Here is a 16,538-nt window from a genome sequence, read left to right as displayed (position 1 = left end):
TATTATTTTGATGGGGATTTTTAGCAAACTAGGATTTTAGCCTATTGCAGGGGACCACTATAGTATAAAAAGCAGTTTTCCTTTATTATGTTGCTAATCATCCGAGGAGAAATCATATGTTTAAATGCAATCGTAAAACTTTAATGGCGGCGGGATTGATCGCCGCTTTTGCTTGTACGGCTGTGCAAGCAAAAGAACGCACTATTCGTTTTGGTACCGATGCGGCTTACGCCCCGTTCGAGTCCACTACCCCTAGCGGCGATATCGTGGGCTTTGATATTGATATTGCCAAAGCCATCTGTGCCAAATTACAAGCCAAATGCACTTTCCAAAACCAAAGTTGGGACGGCATTATTCCAGCGTTGCATGCCAAAAAATTCGACGTCATCTCTTCGTCCATGTCAATCACGGATGAACGCAAACGCGCGGTTGCCTTTACCGACAAAGTCTGGGCCACCCCTAATGTCTTAATCGGCAAAGAAGGGGTAGACATTAATACCACGCCAGAAGCCACTGCCGGCAAAGACATCGGTATTCAACAAGGCACCACCCAAGACAAATATGCCAGCAAGTATTTTACCAAAGCCAATATCCGTCGCTACAAAACCTTTGAAGATGCTTTAAATGATCTTAAAACGGGTCGTGTGGTGGCGATTTTTGCCGATGGTGGTGTTGCCAATGAATTCCTCAAAAGCGATGCCGGTAAAGGTTACGTCTTATTAGGCGATACCCTCCAAAACGACGCCGACAAAGATATATTCGGTGCGGGTACCGGTTTTGCGGTACGTAAATCCGACAAAGATCTTCTCAACGATCTTAACAAAGCCCTACAAGAAATTCATGACGATGGCACTTACGAGAAACTCAACAAACAATACTTCCCGTTTAGTGTTTATGAATCAAAGTAAGCCAAAGGGCAGATTGTCGTCGCTTTAAGCTAAGCTCGTTACCCAAGTCGTAACGAGCTTTTGTGTTTATAGTGGTCTACATTAACCCGCTGACCTGATGATTTAGAAAGCCATGTCATATATCATTCTCGCCATTTGCTGCAGCGTTTTTGTCAGTGTTTTACTAAAACTTGCTAAACAGCAGCAACAACAGATCGTGTTAATGGTGACCTGCAATTATGTCAGTGCCATTGCATTAATTCTGATGTTTCTTGCCCCCAACCCCTGGTATGGTTGGCAGCACTCGGCGGCGCTGGATCAGTGGCTTACCCTGCTAGGTCTAGGCGTTTTACTACCGGTAGTGTTTGTGTTGATGGGTCAGGCAGTACAGCATAACGGGATTGTGCTGGCCGAAGCCGCCCAACGATTATCCTTATTTTTACCGATCTTGGCTGCCGCTACGCTTTTTGGTGAGCATTTAGGCCAGCAAAGACTCTTTAGCATTATCTTGGCGCTGTTGGCGCTTGCCGCCTTATTATATAAGCCGAGTCAAGGCAGCGGTACCCGAGCCAATCGACTGGCCCTGGCCTTACTATTGCTAGTCTGGCTGGGTTATGGCGCGATTGATATTCTCTTTAAGCAGTTTGCCAAATCGGGACTCGATACCGCTAGCGGTTTACTCTTGAGTTTTAGCGTAGCCTTAGTACTGAGTGTGCTTTACTGCCTACTTCAGAAGATCCGCCTTGCACCCATGAGTGTGCTGTTAGGGCTTGTGATGGGTATTTTTAATTTTGCTAATATTTATTTTTATATTCGTGCGCATCAGGTCTGGCACAGCAGCCCTACCTTAGTCTTTACTGCCATGAATATTGGTGTCATCACCGTGGGCACATTGATAGGTGCACTTTTCTTTCGGGAAAAAATAAATAAAATAAACGCCCTTGGCCTAGGCCTTGCCCTCACGGCCATTGTTTGCTTATTTATGAGCTAATTGCCAAAAAGCCTTGTAGCATCAAGCAACAAGGCTTTTTTGGTGAACACGGCGCTTAAAGATTAAGCGTCGGCGTTGGGGGTCACCGCACGATGAACCAATACAGACACTGGTGCGACGGTGATAATTTTAGAGGTAACACTACCCAATAAGAGGCGGGATAACCCACTACGACCATGGCTAGCAATATAAATTAAATCGCAACCATGCTCTTGGGTCGCGTCTACAATACCCTCGGCCACATTGTAATTTGAGACGACGTAAGACTCTGCTTTGACGTCCTGGGATTTAGCATAATCGAGAATGGGTTGGATATATTGTTCAGCCTCTTTGCGAGCAACTTCCTCATAATCACCATCAGAGATGGCATAGGAGGCCGCCATACCATCAAAACCAACAAGGGTAGAAAATGGTTGCGTCACGCTCACGAGCACAACGTCGGCACCTAATTGCTTGGCAAAGCCAATACCAACCTCGGCCGCGTGTTTGGAAATATCAGAGCCATCGACGGGTAATAAAATTTTCTTGTACATTGAGTTATTCCTCCTGATTGGAAAGTTGCATAGCTGCATTATAAAGAACACTGCACCTTATTCCTGATCGGCAATACGCCAACACAGGGCTTGGCAATGATTGTAAATACTCGGCAAATTCGTGGATATGCTCAGGTGTAAGTTGTCCCGGAGCGACGGGTTGATAAACCGCCTCTAGACCTTGCTGTTGGGCGGCTTGGATAACATCTGCCGCTAGCGCTTGCTGTGGACCCGCTTCTTGGTCGGGAATATTAATAATGACGCTTTTGAAGCCCGCTTGCTTGACCGCTGCCATATCTTGCTCATTCAATAAGCCCGCGACGGCAAAGTGATCGTTTAATGCTTGAATAGGTAACATTGATGACAATAGCCTATAAATCTAATTGAGCTAAATTACTGGATTGTTATTATCTTATAATACGCTAATCGTCATCCAAAAACTATTATTTATTATGGATTCGCTATGAGTGCAACGCCGTACCTTATCCGCGATGCCAAGCTCGAAGATATGAGCGCAGTGCATGCAATTTTTTCACATTATATTTTGCACAGTACCGCCAATTTCGAAGAAACTCCGCCCAGCCTTGAAGAATTTACACAACGATTTTTGGAGCTGACGCAGGCTGGCTATCCTTATCGCGTCCTAGAAATTGAGCAAATTATTGCGGGCCTGGCTTATATTGGCCCTTATCGCAAACATAGCGGCTGGCGCTTTTGTGTAGAAAACACCATTTATTTGCATCCTGACTACTGTCAACAAGGCCTGGGTAGTCAATTATTAGCAGACTTATTACAATGTTGTGAAGCCGCTCAAAGATGGCATACCATCATGGCGGTGTTAGGTGGCACAGACATGCAGGGCTCTTATCATCTTCACCGTAAATATGGCTTTAGTGAAACAGCTCGACAACTGGGTGTGGGTTATAAATTTAATCAATGGCTCGATAGCATCACTCTGCAAAAAAACCTATCATCCCCTATTAAAGCACTGAGTTAAGCCTCGCTAACTGCTGCGTAGATACTAAAAAACGCCCCGCGGGGCGTTTTTTAGTCATGGGATCAGGGGGGGCTGATCGCCTAATGTCCGTGTTTAGCCACTAAATTGACGCCAGACAGGAGCCGTGCCAATATCTTGTTCAAGCGTTTGTAAATAAGCATCGTGACTGGCTAGTTCTTCTGGCGAGGCCATGATCACGGGCAATTCCCCTGTCACCATAGGCGCTTGAGTCGGCGTCTGACGGCCACGTTGATTAGGTGAAGCGCTATCCAGTAAGCCAAATTGCTCGCGCGTCATGGCCAACCACACCTCAGACAATAACTCAGCGTCTAATAAGGCACCGTGCAAGACCCGATGTTCGTTAGAGACATTAAAACGCGTACATAAGGCATCGAGGTTATTTTTTTGGCCTGGGAATTTGCGGCGTGCCACCATTAAACTATCGGTGATTTTGTCCGCTATCTCTTCTATATTTGGTAAGCCAGCCCGCGCAAACTCAGCATTCATAAAGGCCACGTCAAAGCTAGCATTATGAATGACGACTTCGGCCCCTTTGAGATAGGACTGAATCTCTTGAGCATGGCTCTTAAAGTCATTAAATTGACTCAGAAACTCTGTGGTTAGGCCATGCACCTTGAGAGCATCCGGGTCACTGTCTCGGCCAGGATTGAAATATAACTGCAAGTTGTTACCCGTCGGTTCGCGATTGATGAGCTCGACACAACCGAGCTCCACCAAACGATCGCCATTGCTGGCATTCATCCCTGTGGTTTCGGTATCTAGGACAATCAGCCTACTCATACAGACTTAGTAGCCCATGCCAGGTACCACAGCGTGGAAACCACTATCTACGTGCAAGACTTCACCAGTCACACCATTGGCTAATGGTGACAATAAGAACGATGCACTATTGCCAACATCCTCAATGGTGACATTACGTTGTAGCGGGGCATATTGCTCCACAAAATTGAAGATCACCGAAAAGTCTTTAATACCAGCGGCCGCAAGGGTCTTGATAGGACCAGCAGAAATGGCATTGGCACGAATTCCATGTTGACCAAGAGAAACAGCTAAATAACGGACACTTGATTCGAGTGCCGCTTTGGCAAGACCCATCGTGTTGTAGTTAGGTAGGGCTTTTTCGGCGCCTAAATACGTTAAGGTTAAGACAGCGCCCTTGCGTTGTTGCAACATAGGAAGTGCAGCTTTGACCATTGCCGGGAAACTATAAGCAGAGATATCCATGGCCGTGGCAAAGTTCTCTCGTGTCATACCATCCAAAAAGTCACCTGCAATCGCTTCTCGTGGCGCAAAACCAATCGAGTGCACTAAACCATCTAGACCATCGATCCAGTGTTTGGCTAATTCTGTAAAAGTGTTTTCGATGTCTTCATCTTTAGAGACATCGCATGGAATGATGATATTGGTACCTAACTCTTCGGCAAATTTTTCTACGCGTTCTTTGAAGCGCTCGCCGACATAGGTTAGTGCTAATTCTGCACCTTGCTCACGACAGGCTTTGGCAATGCCATATGCAATCGAACGATTGGATAAGACACCTGTCACTAAAATTCGCTTATTCGCTAAAAAACCCATTATTATTCCTTGGCTTTTAAAAGATTGTGATTTTACCCCTTGACTCCGGAACCTGGCAATCTAAGCGTCATACCGGCTTTGAGACCGCTGGCACCGAGATTATTTAGGGCGGAAATATTTTCTACGGTGGTATTATACCGTTTAGCTAAGGAATATAGGGTGTCACCCGCCTGGACAACGTGGGAAGTCGCGACCGCTCTGTCACTTGGGCTATACACCGCTGAACGCACAGCACTCATATGCGTATTTTCTGGGCTGTAAGCCACTTGTCTGACTTCGGCCGCTTGAGCGGCATTATTCGCCGCAATTAAAGAAGCCATTGGGTCGGGTGTAGCAGCTTCAGGCTCTGGACTCGGCGCGCGCTGTGCCAAGGCTGGGGCCGCGGTAGGTACCGCGAGATGGGTGTCACGACTCGATACTGCTGACGCTTTGGAGGCCAATACTGGACGGCTCTCCGCAACTGGGCTTGGTGCTGATTTAGCTTTGATGCTTGAGGTATTGAGCGCTAGCATCGCATCCGGTAAAGCGGCCACAGGCGCAGTCACGGCGTTGGCAGCAGGTGCCGCTAACCCCTCAGGTGTTTTTGGGAGTAATAAAGCGCGTTGCGAGATAGCCACGTTTTGGCGCGGAGAATAGCCATTTAGAGTTTTGAGTTGCGCCAAGGAAATCCCATAGCGCTGCGCAATACTACTTAAAGATTCACCATAAGTTGGATTATAAGCTAACCAACTTGATAATTCGCCTTGATAATTAGCCAGATTTTTTTTGAATTGTGCGACGCGGCTTTTTGGCAATAAAAAGTGCTTTTGGTTAGCCAATAAAACGGGACGAGTCGATGCGGAATTCAATTCTTTAAATTCTTTCTCTGACATACCCGCTAGTTTAGCAACTACGGCGACATCCATGTCTTTGCCGCCCGGGACTTCTTCAAAAAACGGTTTATCAGGTATCGCTGGGATATTGATGCCGTACTGGCTAGGATTGGTGATAATTTGTTTGAGGGCGATTAGCTTAGGTACGTAATTGCGCGTTTCATTAGGCAATTTTAGAGACAAGAAATCAGTGCCTAAGCCTCTAGCCGCATTCGATTCACGGGCTCTTTTGACAGCGTTTTGACCCCAGTTATAAGATGCTAGTGCTAGGAACCAATCACCATCTTGAAAGTCATGTAAGTATGATAAATAGTTGATGGCGGCCTGGGTCGCGTGCACGGGATCACGGCGGTCATCACGCCACCAGTCTTGGGTGAGATTGTATTCGGTTCCAGTACTTGGAATAAATTGCCATAACCCCGCGGCTTTTGATTTAGAATAGGCGGTTGGTTTGTAGGCACTTTCGACAAAAGGCAAGAGCGCCAACTCAGTAGGCATGTTGCGCTTTTCGAGTTCCGTCGTCACATAGTGAATGTACTTGCGCGAGTGCTCGGCCATATTTTCTACGGTACCTGGGCGATTGCGATAATAATTTACCCAGTAATCAACCTTGGAGTCATTGAGTTCTGGCATACCATAGCCATCACGAATGCGCTCCCACACAGTACTGTAGTTTTTGTGAACTAATTTAGCGTTATTGGCGCCATGATTGCCACCTGTGCTAGCACAGCCTCCTAGAGCGATTAAGCAACCGATAAATGCGTACCGAAATATGTTCATGCTTGATCCTAAAAATTATTCTTCCATTCCCTAAGAGTCGCTAATACTTGCACAGGTTCTTGTAAATCCTGCTGAGCATAATCGCTAGCACTGCGAATCACTGCAGGCTGCTCTGTACGCATAAATGGATTACATTGCAGCTCGTGTTGGATAGTGGTTGGAATAGTGGCCTGCCCTTGATCACGCAACGCTTGAGCTCGTGTTGACCAAGCCTGTAATGCAGCGTTGTGGGGCTCAACAGCTAAGGCCCATTTGATATTACTTAAGGTATATTCATGGGCACAAAATACTTTAGTATTTTGCGGTAAATTCTTAAACTTTTCAAGGGATTGCAGCATTTGTCTAGAATCTCCTTCAAATAGACGACCACAGCCTGAAGCGAATAACGTATCGCCACAAAACAACCATGGATCCTGTCCTTGAGGTTGCGCAAAATAGGCAATATGACCCGCCGTGTGCGCCGGCACATCCAAGACAGAAATCCGCAAGTCGCCAAGCATCAGTTCAAAGCGATCGCCCTCTTCGAGCAAATGGTCGACGCCCTGAATGGCTTCGTGACGTGGCCCAAATACAGGTACCGAAAAGGCTTGCAGCAATGCTGATAGACCTCCGGTGTGATCGGCATGATGATGCGTTATTAAGATAGCCTGTAACTGCAGGTATTGTTCTTGAATTAAGTTTAAAACAGGCTCAGCTTGCCCAGGGTCGACGACGATGATTTTGTCAGCCTGTTGGATAATCCAGATATAATTATCGCTAAAGGCAGGCAATGGAAAAACTTTATAATTTGTCATAGTTTTTTTTGGATTACGAGATCTTGACAGCACTAGACCAACACCCTGAACTCGTCTTATCACAATGGTTAAAAACCGCCCAAGGGCAGTTGGCTGCCGCATGGATCCAGCAACAAGCGGATAGCTTGGTCGATAATATTTTTGGTTATTGTGCTTTACAGATAGGCTTTGCAGAGTACAACCTACTCAAAAACAACCGCATCCGAGAGAAGTTCTTGGTTTCCCATCCACTTGCTATCAGCCAAGCCGATCCCGCCTATGATCGTCAGCACATCATTGCCAGCGATCTAAGCAGTAAATTGCCTTTAGCAAATGAGAGCGTGGATCTTATTATTCTACCGCTTATATTTGAACTCTTTGCTAACCCACATCAAATTTTACGCGAAATCGATCGTGTACTTGTCCACAATGGTCAGGTCATTATTGCAGGGTTTAATCCTCACAGCCTGTGGCGTTTACGCAATCAATTTAGCCCTGGTTATTTACCGGTTCTCAGGCCCAATATTAGTCCACATCGTTTGCGCGACTGGATGCAATTACTGTCTTTTGAGATTGATCGGGGTCATTTCGGCTGTTATGAGCCAGGCTTTAAAAGTGCGCGACGCTTACAAAAATGGCGTTTTATGAACCAAGCAGGCGATCGCTGGTGGCCAGACTGTGGCAGCATTTATATGGTGCGGTGTCGCAAGACTGTCTGCTCTATGCATTTATTAAGCGTGCCTTGGTACAATAAAAAAATCAAAAATAACCCTGTAGTTTCTACGAACTCGACGCAATCGAACTACGAGAAGCAAAGCCATCATGAGTGAAGCAAAACTTAAAATTTGGACCGATGGTGCCTGCAAAGGTAATCCAGGCCCCGGCGGTTGGGGAGCCTACCTCACCTACGGCTCGCATCACAAAAAACTCTTTGGAGGTGAACTAGATACGACCAACAATCGTATGGAGCTCATGGCAGTAATCGAGGCATTGCAGGCCCTAAACAAGCCCAGCACAATTGAATTGTACGTCGATTCGCAATATGTCAAAAAAGGTTTAACCGAGTGGCTACCCAATTGGATCAAAAAAAACTGGCGAACCTCTGCCAATAAACCCGTCAAAAATGCTGATCTCTGGCAAAAACTACAAGCGCTGAGCGAGCCCCATCACATTAATTGGCATTGGGTCAAAGGCCATGCCGGTAACGAAGGCAATGAGATGGCTGACACCCTGGCCAATCAAGGTGTCAGTCAAGTCATGCTACAAGATAATCCGGCTCAGACCAACTCATCCAGCGACTAAAGACGAGCTCATAGCGCAGATGGCGAGAATGTCACAAATATCAAAAATGGCGTTATTGATCTAGTAGGTGCCACAACCTAAGCGACGCGCTCTAGATCTTTCGTCGTCCGCTTGTTGATTCGCTTGGTTACGACTTATAAAATTGCCACCGCCCATACCGGGCGTAGAGCTTGGTGCAGTGACGATTTTGGAGTTGATCCGTGAGCATTCGGCGGCGCGACTATGCTCAACTTCGGTACTACCACACGCGGCTAACATAACCGTTGACAAAATGAGACTGGACAAAGAAATTAGTTTCATAGAAAACCTGATAAGCAATCAATTAGCCAAAGGTGCAAAATTTCTGAACACTGCTCTCTTCGACTTTTTTGAGGCGACGCTGCGCTTCTTGGCGTGCTTCATCCACATCATCGTCGGTTTTGAAGGGCAAACGATTCTCACGCAATTGCACGAGTTTGAGCAATAGATAATCATTTTGTTTGCTGAGTTGTTTGCAGTTCATAGCCGCAATCTCTTGGTCACTGATGTCATTAAGAATGGGCTGTGCGCAAGCCGCCAACAAAGGCAAACTCAATAAAGGCAAGGCACGAAGAATAGATGAAATACGCATAGTAATTGATATAAAAAACAATAGACCCTATTGTACGTTATTTTTGTTTGAGATTTTTTTCGGTAATGTGCTCAAGATGCCCCTTGGTATCGATTCGGTAGGCCTTACCAAACCCCGTAACTAGTACGCCTTTAGAAGGGAGCAATCGGATTAATTTAAAATCGACAAAACTACGCAATAACTCCAGCGTTTTGCCGCAACGCTGGGTCATCGCATCTAAAATTTGGTCATAGGATGGCTCATCACGACTGATCTCTTGGGCGTTACAACTATAGGTCACGCGTAGACGCGCAAAGATATTTTTGGTGCGCGCTTCGTCCTCGATGATCATGGCTTGCACCTGGGGGCGATCTAAGACATACTGAGTGTGCGCCGCCAATTCTGAGACAAAAATATAAAATCCTTGATCCTCTGGCACCTGCACAAACGGTGCGTAACTTGCATGCGGTAAGCCTTCATCATCTATACTGGATATCAATAGACTACGCTGTTCCTGCAGCAGTTGCTTGAGTTGTGCTTGTAGTAACTGCAATTGCTCGGCATCTGTGACTTTATATTCGCGCTTATCAACACTCATAAGCATTCCTTTTTAGAGAAATTTTAATTCTTTTATATTAGCAATATTTATGCGAATTTTACATACTTCCGATTGGCATTTAGGCCGTCGCCTGCTAGGTAAAAATCGCCATGCTGAATTCTCGGCTTGGCTCGATTGGCTCCTAGTATGTATCCAAGAACAACACGTCGATGCGCTGATTGTAGCCGGTGATATTTTTGATACCACCACCCCTAGTGCTTCGACACAAGCGCTGTATTATGATTTTTTGTATCGCCTCCAAAATACCTGTTGTCGTCACTGCATCATTGTCGGTGGCAACCATGATTCTGCAACACTATTAAATGCACCCCGCCTCTTACTAAAACACATGAATATTCATGTGGTTGGCCAAGCGACGGCACCCGAAGAGGAAATTCTCGTCCTCAAAAACGCCGATCAGAACGTGGAGTTAGTGGTGTGTGCCGTACCCTATTTACATGAGCGCGATATCCGTCAGGTCGAAGCCTTTGAAAACATCGCAGACAAAGATCAAAATATTGTCAAAGGCATCCAAACGCACTATCAAACAGTGGCTGAGCAAGCGCAACTCATTGCGCAGCAACATCAGGTGCCACTCATGGCCACGGGTCACCTTTTCATGGTGGGAGGCAAAACTACCGATGATGATGGGGTGCGTGAGCTCTATGTAGGTAACGAAGGCGCCGTACGCGCCGACATTTTTCCTGCTTGTTTTGACTATGTCGCTTTAGGACATATCCATGTTCCCCAAAAAATCAATGGCTTAGACCATATCCGCTATTGCGGTTCACCTATCGCGATGGGATTTGGTGAAGCCGCTCAACAAAAAGAAGTGCTCATAGTGGAGTTTGTGGGAGCCACACTGTCTACTGTCACGCCGATTGCGATCCCCAAGTTTCAGTGTCTAGCGCGTTTACAAGGTGATATGACAGAACTATTAGAGGGCATTGAGCAGCTTAAACAAGACAATTGCTCAGTTTGGCTAGAAGCACGCTATACCGGCCAAGCGGTGGCCAGTAATCTCAAACACAGCCTGCAACAGGCGTTGCAAGGCAGTCAAGTTGAGTTACTAAAACTCTACAATCAACGCTTAATCCATCAGGTGTTTAATGTAGAGGTGGAGCAACCCGCCCTAGAAGACCTACGTCACGAGGAGGTCTTTGAACGCTGTCTGGATAGTCACGAAATACAAGGTGAAGCCCGCCAGACCCTTAAACAAACCTATCAAGAAGCCATTCATCACTTAACACTCGAATAATTCTTAAGCCACAGCAACTATGCGTATATTAAATGTCCGTTTTCAAAACCTAAATTCACTCGAAGGGGAATGGTTTATTGATTTCACCCATCCTGCTTATCTTGAATCGGGTTTATTTTGTATCTCAGGCCCGACCGGGGCCGGTAAGAGCACTTTGCTTGACGCTATTTGCTTGGCATTGTATGGTCGCACGCCACGTCTGAGCCAGATCAATGCAAGCCAAAACGAAATCATGTCACGTCAACAAGCCGAGTGTTTTGCTGAAGTGACTTATAAAACGCGTGCTGGGATTTTTCGCAATTACTGGTATCAGCATAAAGCGCGTCGAAGTCCACAAGGCAAATTGCAAAATTACAAGCATGAAATCGCTCAATTACAGCATATCAACGACGATAAAGCCAAATTATTAGCGAGCAAGGCCTCGGAAGTGCTGGCCCTAACGATTGAGAAAAGTGGTTTGGATTATGAGCGATTTACTCGCACGGTGCTATTAGCGCAGGGTAAGTTCGCCGAATTCTTGCAATGCAGCCCTAAGGAGCGAGCCTATCTTTTACAAGAAATCACAGGCACCCCGATTTATGCAGAAATTTCCAAAAAAGTGCATGAACTCAAAACCGAAGCTCACAATAGCCAAAAGTTTGAACTTAAGAAGCTTGAGAGTATCGATCTACTTTCAGAGGCAGAGGAGCAGGCCCTAAAGCACCAAGCCAACGCACTCCAAGAGCAAACGCTCAGCCAAGAAAGAGCGATTAAAAACACGGAACAACAGATTTCCTATCACGAGCAACTTGATAAGTTTCGAAAGCTATTTACCAGCTATCAGCACAGCAAGAAAAATCTACGCGCCGCCTCTCAAGCCTTCCTGCCTCAACAACAAAAATTAAGACGTGCCAATCAGGCCTTAGGCGCCCAAGTATCGTACACAAGTTTTAACCATTTACGCGATACCACACGGCAATTAGACCAAAAAATCGAACAAGCGCAGACCTTCGCGCCTGAATTGCAACAACGTTTAGCACAGCAGAAAGCGCAATTAGCCCAAGCGCAGCAGAGCTTTTCTGAAGCAAAGCAAGCCTATCAAACGCTCATGCCTAAACTGGAGAAAACTCGGGCATTGGATCAGCAAATTCAAGAAAAAAAGGAGGCGCTTGACAAGCACAAAACCCTATTGCAGCAACAACTACAGGTGCAAACCGATTCAACGCATGTCATACAGCAGATCGATAGCAAAATCGAAGAGCTGCAAAATAAGGTGTCGCAATTGACGCAAAGACAAACCCAGCACCAAACCGATGAAGGGCTCATTCAGGATTTCAATGCCATTTCTCAAGCGGTTAAGCTAGTACAGAAATTTAGCCTACAGTGGCAAGATAACAAGCATCGCCTACAAGAATTAAACTTAGAGCTAAACAGCAAACAAACACAGCTTGAGGAGCAAACCAGTCAACTTCAAAAACACACGCATGAGCACGAGCAATCGCTGCAAACACTGCAAGCCGCTAAGCAAAGACTGGTCCAACTTCAAGCCAACAGCAGTATAAGCCGTCTTAGTCAACTAAAAAATGAAAGTGTGACTAGACAATACGCATGGGATGAAAAAATTAAACGGATAGAAAATCTTCAAAGTCTACGGATTGAACAGAGCCAACTTGTAGAAAAGATAGAACGCCTAACTGCCCATCGACAGACCTTACAGACCAAAGTGCAAGGCCAAAAAGAAGCCCTTAACACTTTTGAAGCACCGCTACGTGCGGCCAATGCTGAATTACAAGTCCTCCAGTTACAAAAAGAATTAGCGAATTATCGTCATCGTTTACAAGCGCATGAACCTTGTCCCTTGTGTGGTGCTACAGATCACCCCAGCATTGATCACGACAATCCCAATGTTGACCATGAGAGTGAGGCGCTTTATCACGCCAAAACGCAAGAAATCGCTGAGCTGCAACATCAAGAGAAAGACTGCCTTGAACAGATACAAGGCTTGCAAGCACAGCTTCAAGAGCTTAACGTTGAGGTAAAGCATCTTGATAACAGCCGCAAACAAACACTCGAAAAGGCACAGCAACATCGAGAGATGATTGTAGCTAAAGACTATACTAAAGAGGCTCAATCCCTAGATTACGAGACTTGGCTTTATTTATTCCTGGCGATTTATGATGAGGATCAGCCACAAAAGGCACTAGAGTTTTGTAAAACCTTATTCGAGCAGGAAGGCATTAAACAAAATGAACTGGATCAACAACTGCGCCAATTAGAAGAGCAACATGCCGATATTAATCAACTCGAAGAGCAATACAAAGCGGTACAACACACCTTAAATACTTATCAAGATAGCAATAAAGAGCTCAAATCTGAAATAAGCAGCTTGCAACAACATTTACAGAGCACGGCGCAATCGGCAGAGGATTTTAAACAGCAACTAGGCCATGAGATCTCTCAATTGAACCAGCAATTAAGTCCCTATGATCTTAATGTGAAAGACGCCGATAGCTTGGCACAAGATTCTCAGGCGTCGCAGCTGACAGCACTGCTAGACGCACTCAAACAAAGGCGCGATGATTGGTTCAATACGCAAAAAGAAATAGCGCACAATCAGGAGCAATTGCAGGAAGCAAACTATGAATTTGCCCTAGAAAAAGCAGATTTACTTAATGCTGAAACGCAAATTAAACAACTTGATGAAGAAGTCGCTTTGCTCAATCAGCGTATCTCTGATTATGCTCAACAACGCTATGATTTACTTAAAGATAAGATACCTGATCAAGAGCAAAAGTTAAGCAGCGAACAGGTCAATACGAGCGAAACATATTATGAACTACAACGTCAATCCTTTCAAAAAATAAACACTGAGGTTCAAAACAATCAGGCTATTCTTGCCAATAGCCAATCTGAAAGAACCCAATTGCAAAGCGAACTACTGGACGCTGAAACGCGATTTCGTACAGACTTAAAGCGCTGTGGTTTTGCGACGATAGACGAATTTGAAGCCGCGCATTTAACTCAGACTGAAAGACTAGATTTACAAAAACAAAACGATCTCTTGACTGAGCAAAAACGTGCTTTATTACAGGATATGCTACGACTGCGTCAGCAAAGAGCCGAGACACGTTCATATATCACGGCTCATGTAAATCTAACGCAGCTACAAGAACAGCTCCAGCAACAACAGCATGAACTTAAAAAGCTCCGAGAAGAAAACAACCAGATCAACTACCAAATTCGTCGTAATGACCAAGCTCGCCAGCAGCATAGTGAACAGCTTAAACGCATAGAAAAAGTTTCTGCCAACTACCAACGCTGGGGCGACCTCCACGAGTTGATTGGTTCTTCTGATGGCAGTAAATATCAAGCTTTTGCTCAAGGCTTAACATTTGAAATCATGGTGCATTTTGCGAACCAGCAACTGAGGCGCATGAGTGATCGCTATTTATTAATCACTCACAAAGCCAGTCCTTTAGAGCTACATGTATTGGATAATTTCCAAGGAAGCGAAATGCGTAGTATCAAAAATCTTTCGGGTGGGGAGAGCTTTATTATTAGTCTTGCTCTGGCGCTAGGCTTATCGCATATGGCCAATAATAAAGTACAGATTGACACTTTGTTTATGGATGAGGGGTTTGGAACGTTAGATGAGGAAGCGCTGGATGTGGCACTCGATACGCTCTCCAGTCTACATCAAGAAGGTAAATTAATCGGAGTTATTTCGCACGTAGCTGCCCTAAAGGAACGGATTGCCACCACGATCAAGGTCATTGCCAATAGCAACTCACGTAGCCAGTTAGAAGGCCCGGGCATCAAACGCATCGCCTAGCCATAAAGATCGATACTAGTTACATTTTGTAAGGTGATACTTACATTTATTAATAATTAGCCACGCCGCTATCAAGTACACTAGTTCATGACTATACATAAGAACGAATCTCATTTAGCTCGTTGTTATGGTTTGCAGGAGATTTACCATGAAACTCAAAAAGCTCAAGAAGCTAAAAAAGCGTGACAGTCAAACGCTCAATCAATTTATGCTGGCTTCGGCATGCGCTTTTGGTATTTTGATAACGGGTTACACCAATGTGCACGCGGCGGCTCGCAAAGGCAATAATGATCATGATATTGCCTATATGACGGGGGGTTATGGCCAGTCAGAGCAGTACGAAATTAAGCAAGAAGCGCAACACTATAATGTGCACTTTACGTTTGCTGAAGCCAAAGAGCGAGCTTATTTGAGTGATGTCGAGGTCACGATCAAAAATGCCAAAGGCGAGACCATTTTTACTGAACAACACACGGGTCCCTTCTTATATATTCAATTACCAGAGGGTAAATACACGGCCACACTTTCTTCCCAAAATCGTTCTCATGAAAAACACCTAACCGTTTCTGCGCATAGTAAAAGCGATCTCGTGATTACTTGGTAATATCATTAAAAATAATTAACGCGCTGTGACTACCGTTTAACTCCAGTGCCCCGCTGCGTCGGGGCTTTTTTTTGCAAAAAAACAATAAAGATAGGGGCATAGTTAAGCATGCTCGTTATATAGATTGACAATGCCTAGCGCTCACTCTAGCGCTAAGCGATAGCTAGTCATGCTGAGATGACAAGTGCCATAACAGACGTTGTGGTTAGTTTAAAGATGTTAGGTAGCAGATAGTAGTGACTCAGCCTCGGCTCTTTGTGAAACAATAGCAACAAGTTGTTGTTGCGGTACGTGGTCACAGCCAAAAATAGCCGTCCTTGCTGTGCTTAGAGTATGCTGAGCAGCGTCTCGTTTGACGTATTTTCTTATGGGTTTAGCCTATATGATATTTATTTACGCCCTACGCGCATGGGACAAGACAGCACTTTATAAATTTATCGCTGTGTGCAAAGGTACGTCATTTTTATAAAGACGTGGTCTTAGCCACGGAGTGAATATTAGTTTCTTTGAAGGCTGACGGCGCTTAGCTTATTAGACTGCTTAGTTTGCCTAGAGTACTTAGCTAACTTAGATGCCTTAGATCACTTAGCTCGCTGTGCTGCTCGGCAGTGACTTGCTATATTTTTTTAGGCAATAAAAAACCCCGTCTGTATAAGACGGGGTTTAGTAATAAATAGTCTGACGATGACCTACTTTCACGGGTGTCCACCAACTATCATCGGCGCAAAAGCGTTTCACGGTCCTGTTCGGGATGGGAAGGCGTGGGACCACTTTGCTATGGTCGTCAGACTTAAAGCTCGTATGGCTCAGTCTTTGAGCAATTAGAAAGAAGCACAACACTGATTGTGTTTGTAGTAGAACGTGTTGACGCACACGTTTGTTTGTTTCTTTGTTCAGCCTGATCAGTTATAGGATCAAGCCTCACGGGCAATTAGTATCGGTTAGCT

At 45.2% G+C, this 16,538-nt stretch carries 17 protein-coding genes and 1 rRNA gene; 8 read left to right on the top strand and 10 right to left on the bottom strand.

Annotated features, from left to right (window positions below):
- The first annotated feature begins 116 nt into the window (after positions 1-116).
- Complete coding sequence (locus Q335_RS0100090; protein WP_028356867.1) at positions 117-908, top strand: transporter substrate-binding domain-containing protein; 792 nt, start codon at positions 117-119, stop codon at positions 906-908.
- Between the two features lie 112 nt (positions 909-1,020).
- Complete coding sequence (locus Q335_RS0100085; RefSeq protein ID WP_028356866.1) at positions 1,021-1,878, top strand: hypothetical protein; 858 nt, start codon at positions 1,021-1,023, stop codon at positions 1,876-1,878.
- Positions 1,879-1,940: 62 nt separating this feature from the next.
- Here the strand turns inward: Q335_RS0100085 and Q335_RS0100080 are convergent, their stop codons facing one another.
- Together Q335_RS0100080 and Q335_RS0100075 are read right to left on the bottom strand one after the other, a co-directional pair.
- A complete protein-coding gene (locus Q335_RS0100080) occupies positions 1,941-2,411 on the bottom strand; it encodes a universal stress protein (protein WP_028356865.1) in 471 nt (156 codons plus the stop codon).
- Positions 2,412-2,415: 4 nt separating this feature from the next.
- Positions 2,416-2,769, bottom strand: coding sequence for a protein tyrosine phosphatase family protein (locus Q335_RS0100075; RefSeq protein WP_038369097.1), 354 nt, complete (start codon positions 2,767-2,769; stop codon positions 2,416-2,418).
- A gap of 105 nt (positions 2,770-2,874) precedes the next feature.
- On the opposite strand from Q335_RS0100075, the gene Q335_RS0100070 reads away from it, so the two are divergent.
- Positions 2,875-3,408, top strand: a complete 534-nt coding sequence (locus tag Q335_RS0100070) for a GNAT family N-acetyltransferase (RefSeq protein ID WP_028356863.1) — start codon at positions 2,875-2,877, stop codon at positions 3,406-3,408.
- Between the two features lie 93 nt (positions 3,409-3,501).
- Here Q335_RS0100070 and dnaQ read toward each other — a convergent pair whose 3' ends face one another.
- From dnaQ to gloB, 4 genes are read right to left on the bottom strand one after another with little or no spacing between them, the layout of a single operon-like run.
- On the bottom strand, positions 3,502-4,209 hold the full coding sequence (gene dnaQ, locus Q335_RS0100065; protein WP_028356862.1) for a DNA polymerase III subunit epsilon: 708 nt from the start codon (positions 4,207-4,209) through the stop codon (positions 3,502-3,504).
- Positions 4,210-4,215: 6 nt separating this feature from the next.
- Positions 4,216-5,004 carry an enoyl-ACP reductase FabI gene (fabI, locus tag Q335_RS0100060; RefSeq protein ID WP_028356861.1) on the bottom strand — a complete coding sequence of 263 codons (789 nt, stop codon included), beginning with the start codon at positions 5,002-5,004 and terminating at the stop codon, positions 4,216-4,218.
- A gap of 32 nt (positions 5,005-5,036) precedes the next feature.
- Positions 5,037-6,656: a lytic transglycosylase gene (locus Q335_RS0100055; RefSeq protein ID WP_028356860.1), complete on the bottom strand. Its 1,620-nt coding sequence runs from the start codon at positions 6,654-6,656 to the stop codon at positions 5,037-5,039.
- A gap of 8 nt (positions 6,657-6,664) precedes the next feature.
- Entirely contained in the window at positions 6,665-7,450 is a 786-nt protein-coding gene (gene gloB / locus Q335_RS0100050) for a hydroxyacylglutathione hydrolase (protein WP_028356859.1), read from the bottom strand.
- A 23-nt stretch (positions 7,451-7,473) separates the two neighbouring features.
- Between gloB and Q335_RS08740 the strand changes: the two genes are divergently transcribed.
- Positions 7,474-8,259, top strand: coding sequence for a class I SAM-dependent methyltransferase (locus Q335_RS08740; RefSeq protein WP_169733490.1), 786 nt, complete (start codon positions 7,474-7,476; stop codon positions 8,257-8,259).
- Positions 8,252-8,731: a ribonuclease HI gene (gene rnhA / locus Q335_RS0100040; RefSeq protein WP_211248232.1), complete on the top strand. Its 480-nt coding sequence runs from the start codon at positions 8,252-8,254 to the stop codon at positions 8,729-8,731. The genes Q335_RS08740 and rnhA overlap by 8 nt, the downstream gene beginning before the upstream one ends.
- Before the next feature lie 60 nt (positions 8,732-8,791).
- Here the strand turns inward: rnhA and Q335_RS0100035 are convergent, their stop codons facing one another.
- The 3 genes from Q335_RS0100035 to Q335_RS08735 are packed head-to-tail and all read right to left on the bottom strand — an operon-like array spanning position 8,792 to position 9,918.
- On the bottom strand, positions 8,792-9,031 hold the full coding sequence (locus tag Q335_RS0100035) for a hypothetical protein (RefSeq protein ID WP_038369096.1): 240 nt from the start codon (positions 9,029-9,031) through the stop codon (positions 8,792-8,794).
- Between the two features lie 22 nt (positions 9,032-9,053).
- Positions 9,054-9,341, bottom strand: a complete 288-nt coding sequence (locus tag Q335_RS0100030; RefSeq protein WP_028356856.1) for a hypothetical protein — start codon at positions 9,339-9,341, stop codon at positions 9,054-9,056.
- Positions 9,342-9,378: 37 nt separating this feature from the next.
- Complete coding sequence (locus Q335_RS08735; RefSeq protein WP_038369095.1) at positions 9,379-9,918, bottom strand: HugZ family pyridoxamine 5'-phosphate oxidase; 540 nt, start codon at positions 9,916-9,918, stop codon at positions 9,379-9,381.
- Between the two features lie 49 nt (positions 9,919-9,967).
- On the opposite strand from Q335_RS08735, the gene Q335_RS0100020 reads away from it, so the two are divergent.
- From Q335_RS0100020 to Q335_RS09915, 3 genes are all read left to right on the top strand, one after another.
- Positions 9,968-11,176 (top strand): exonuclease SbcCD subunit D C-terminal domain-containing protein, encoded by a 1,209-nt coding sequence (locus Q335_RS0100020; RefSeq protein ID WP_028356855.1) that lies wholly within the window; start codon positions 9,968-9,970, stop codon positions 11,174-11,176.
- Positions 11,177-11,195: 19 nt separating this feature from the next.
- On the top strand, positions 11,196-14,987 hold the full coding sequence (locus tag Q335_RS0100015; protein WP_028356854.1) for an AAA family ATPase: 3,792 nt from the start codon (positions 11,196-11,198) through the stop codon (positions 14,985-14,987).
- 148 nt (positions 14,988-15,135) lie between these two features.
- Positions 15,136-15,591, top strand: coding sequence for a hypothetical protein (locus Q335_RS09915; protein WP_051532175.1), 456 nt, complete (start codon positions 15,136-15,138; stop codon positions 15,589-15,591).
- A gap of 676 nt (positions 15,592-16,267) precedes the next feature.
- On the opposite strand, the gene rrf is transcribed toward Q335_RS09915, so the two are convergent.
- Positions 16,268-16,380 (bottom strand): 5S ribosomal RNA (gene rrf / locus Q335_RS0100005).
- Between the last annotated feature and the right edge of the window lie 158 nt (positions 16,381-16,538).

Source organism: Brackiella oedipodis DSM 13743 (assembly GCF_000621025.1).
GTDB lineage: Bacteria > Pseudomonadota > Gammaproteobacteria > Burkholderiales > Burkholderiaceae_B > Oligella > Oligella oedipodis.
Note: the sequence above shows the minus strand (reverse complement) of the source record. Positions and strands in the feature narration are given on the sequence as shown.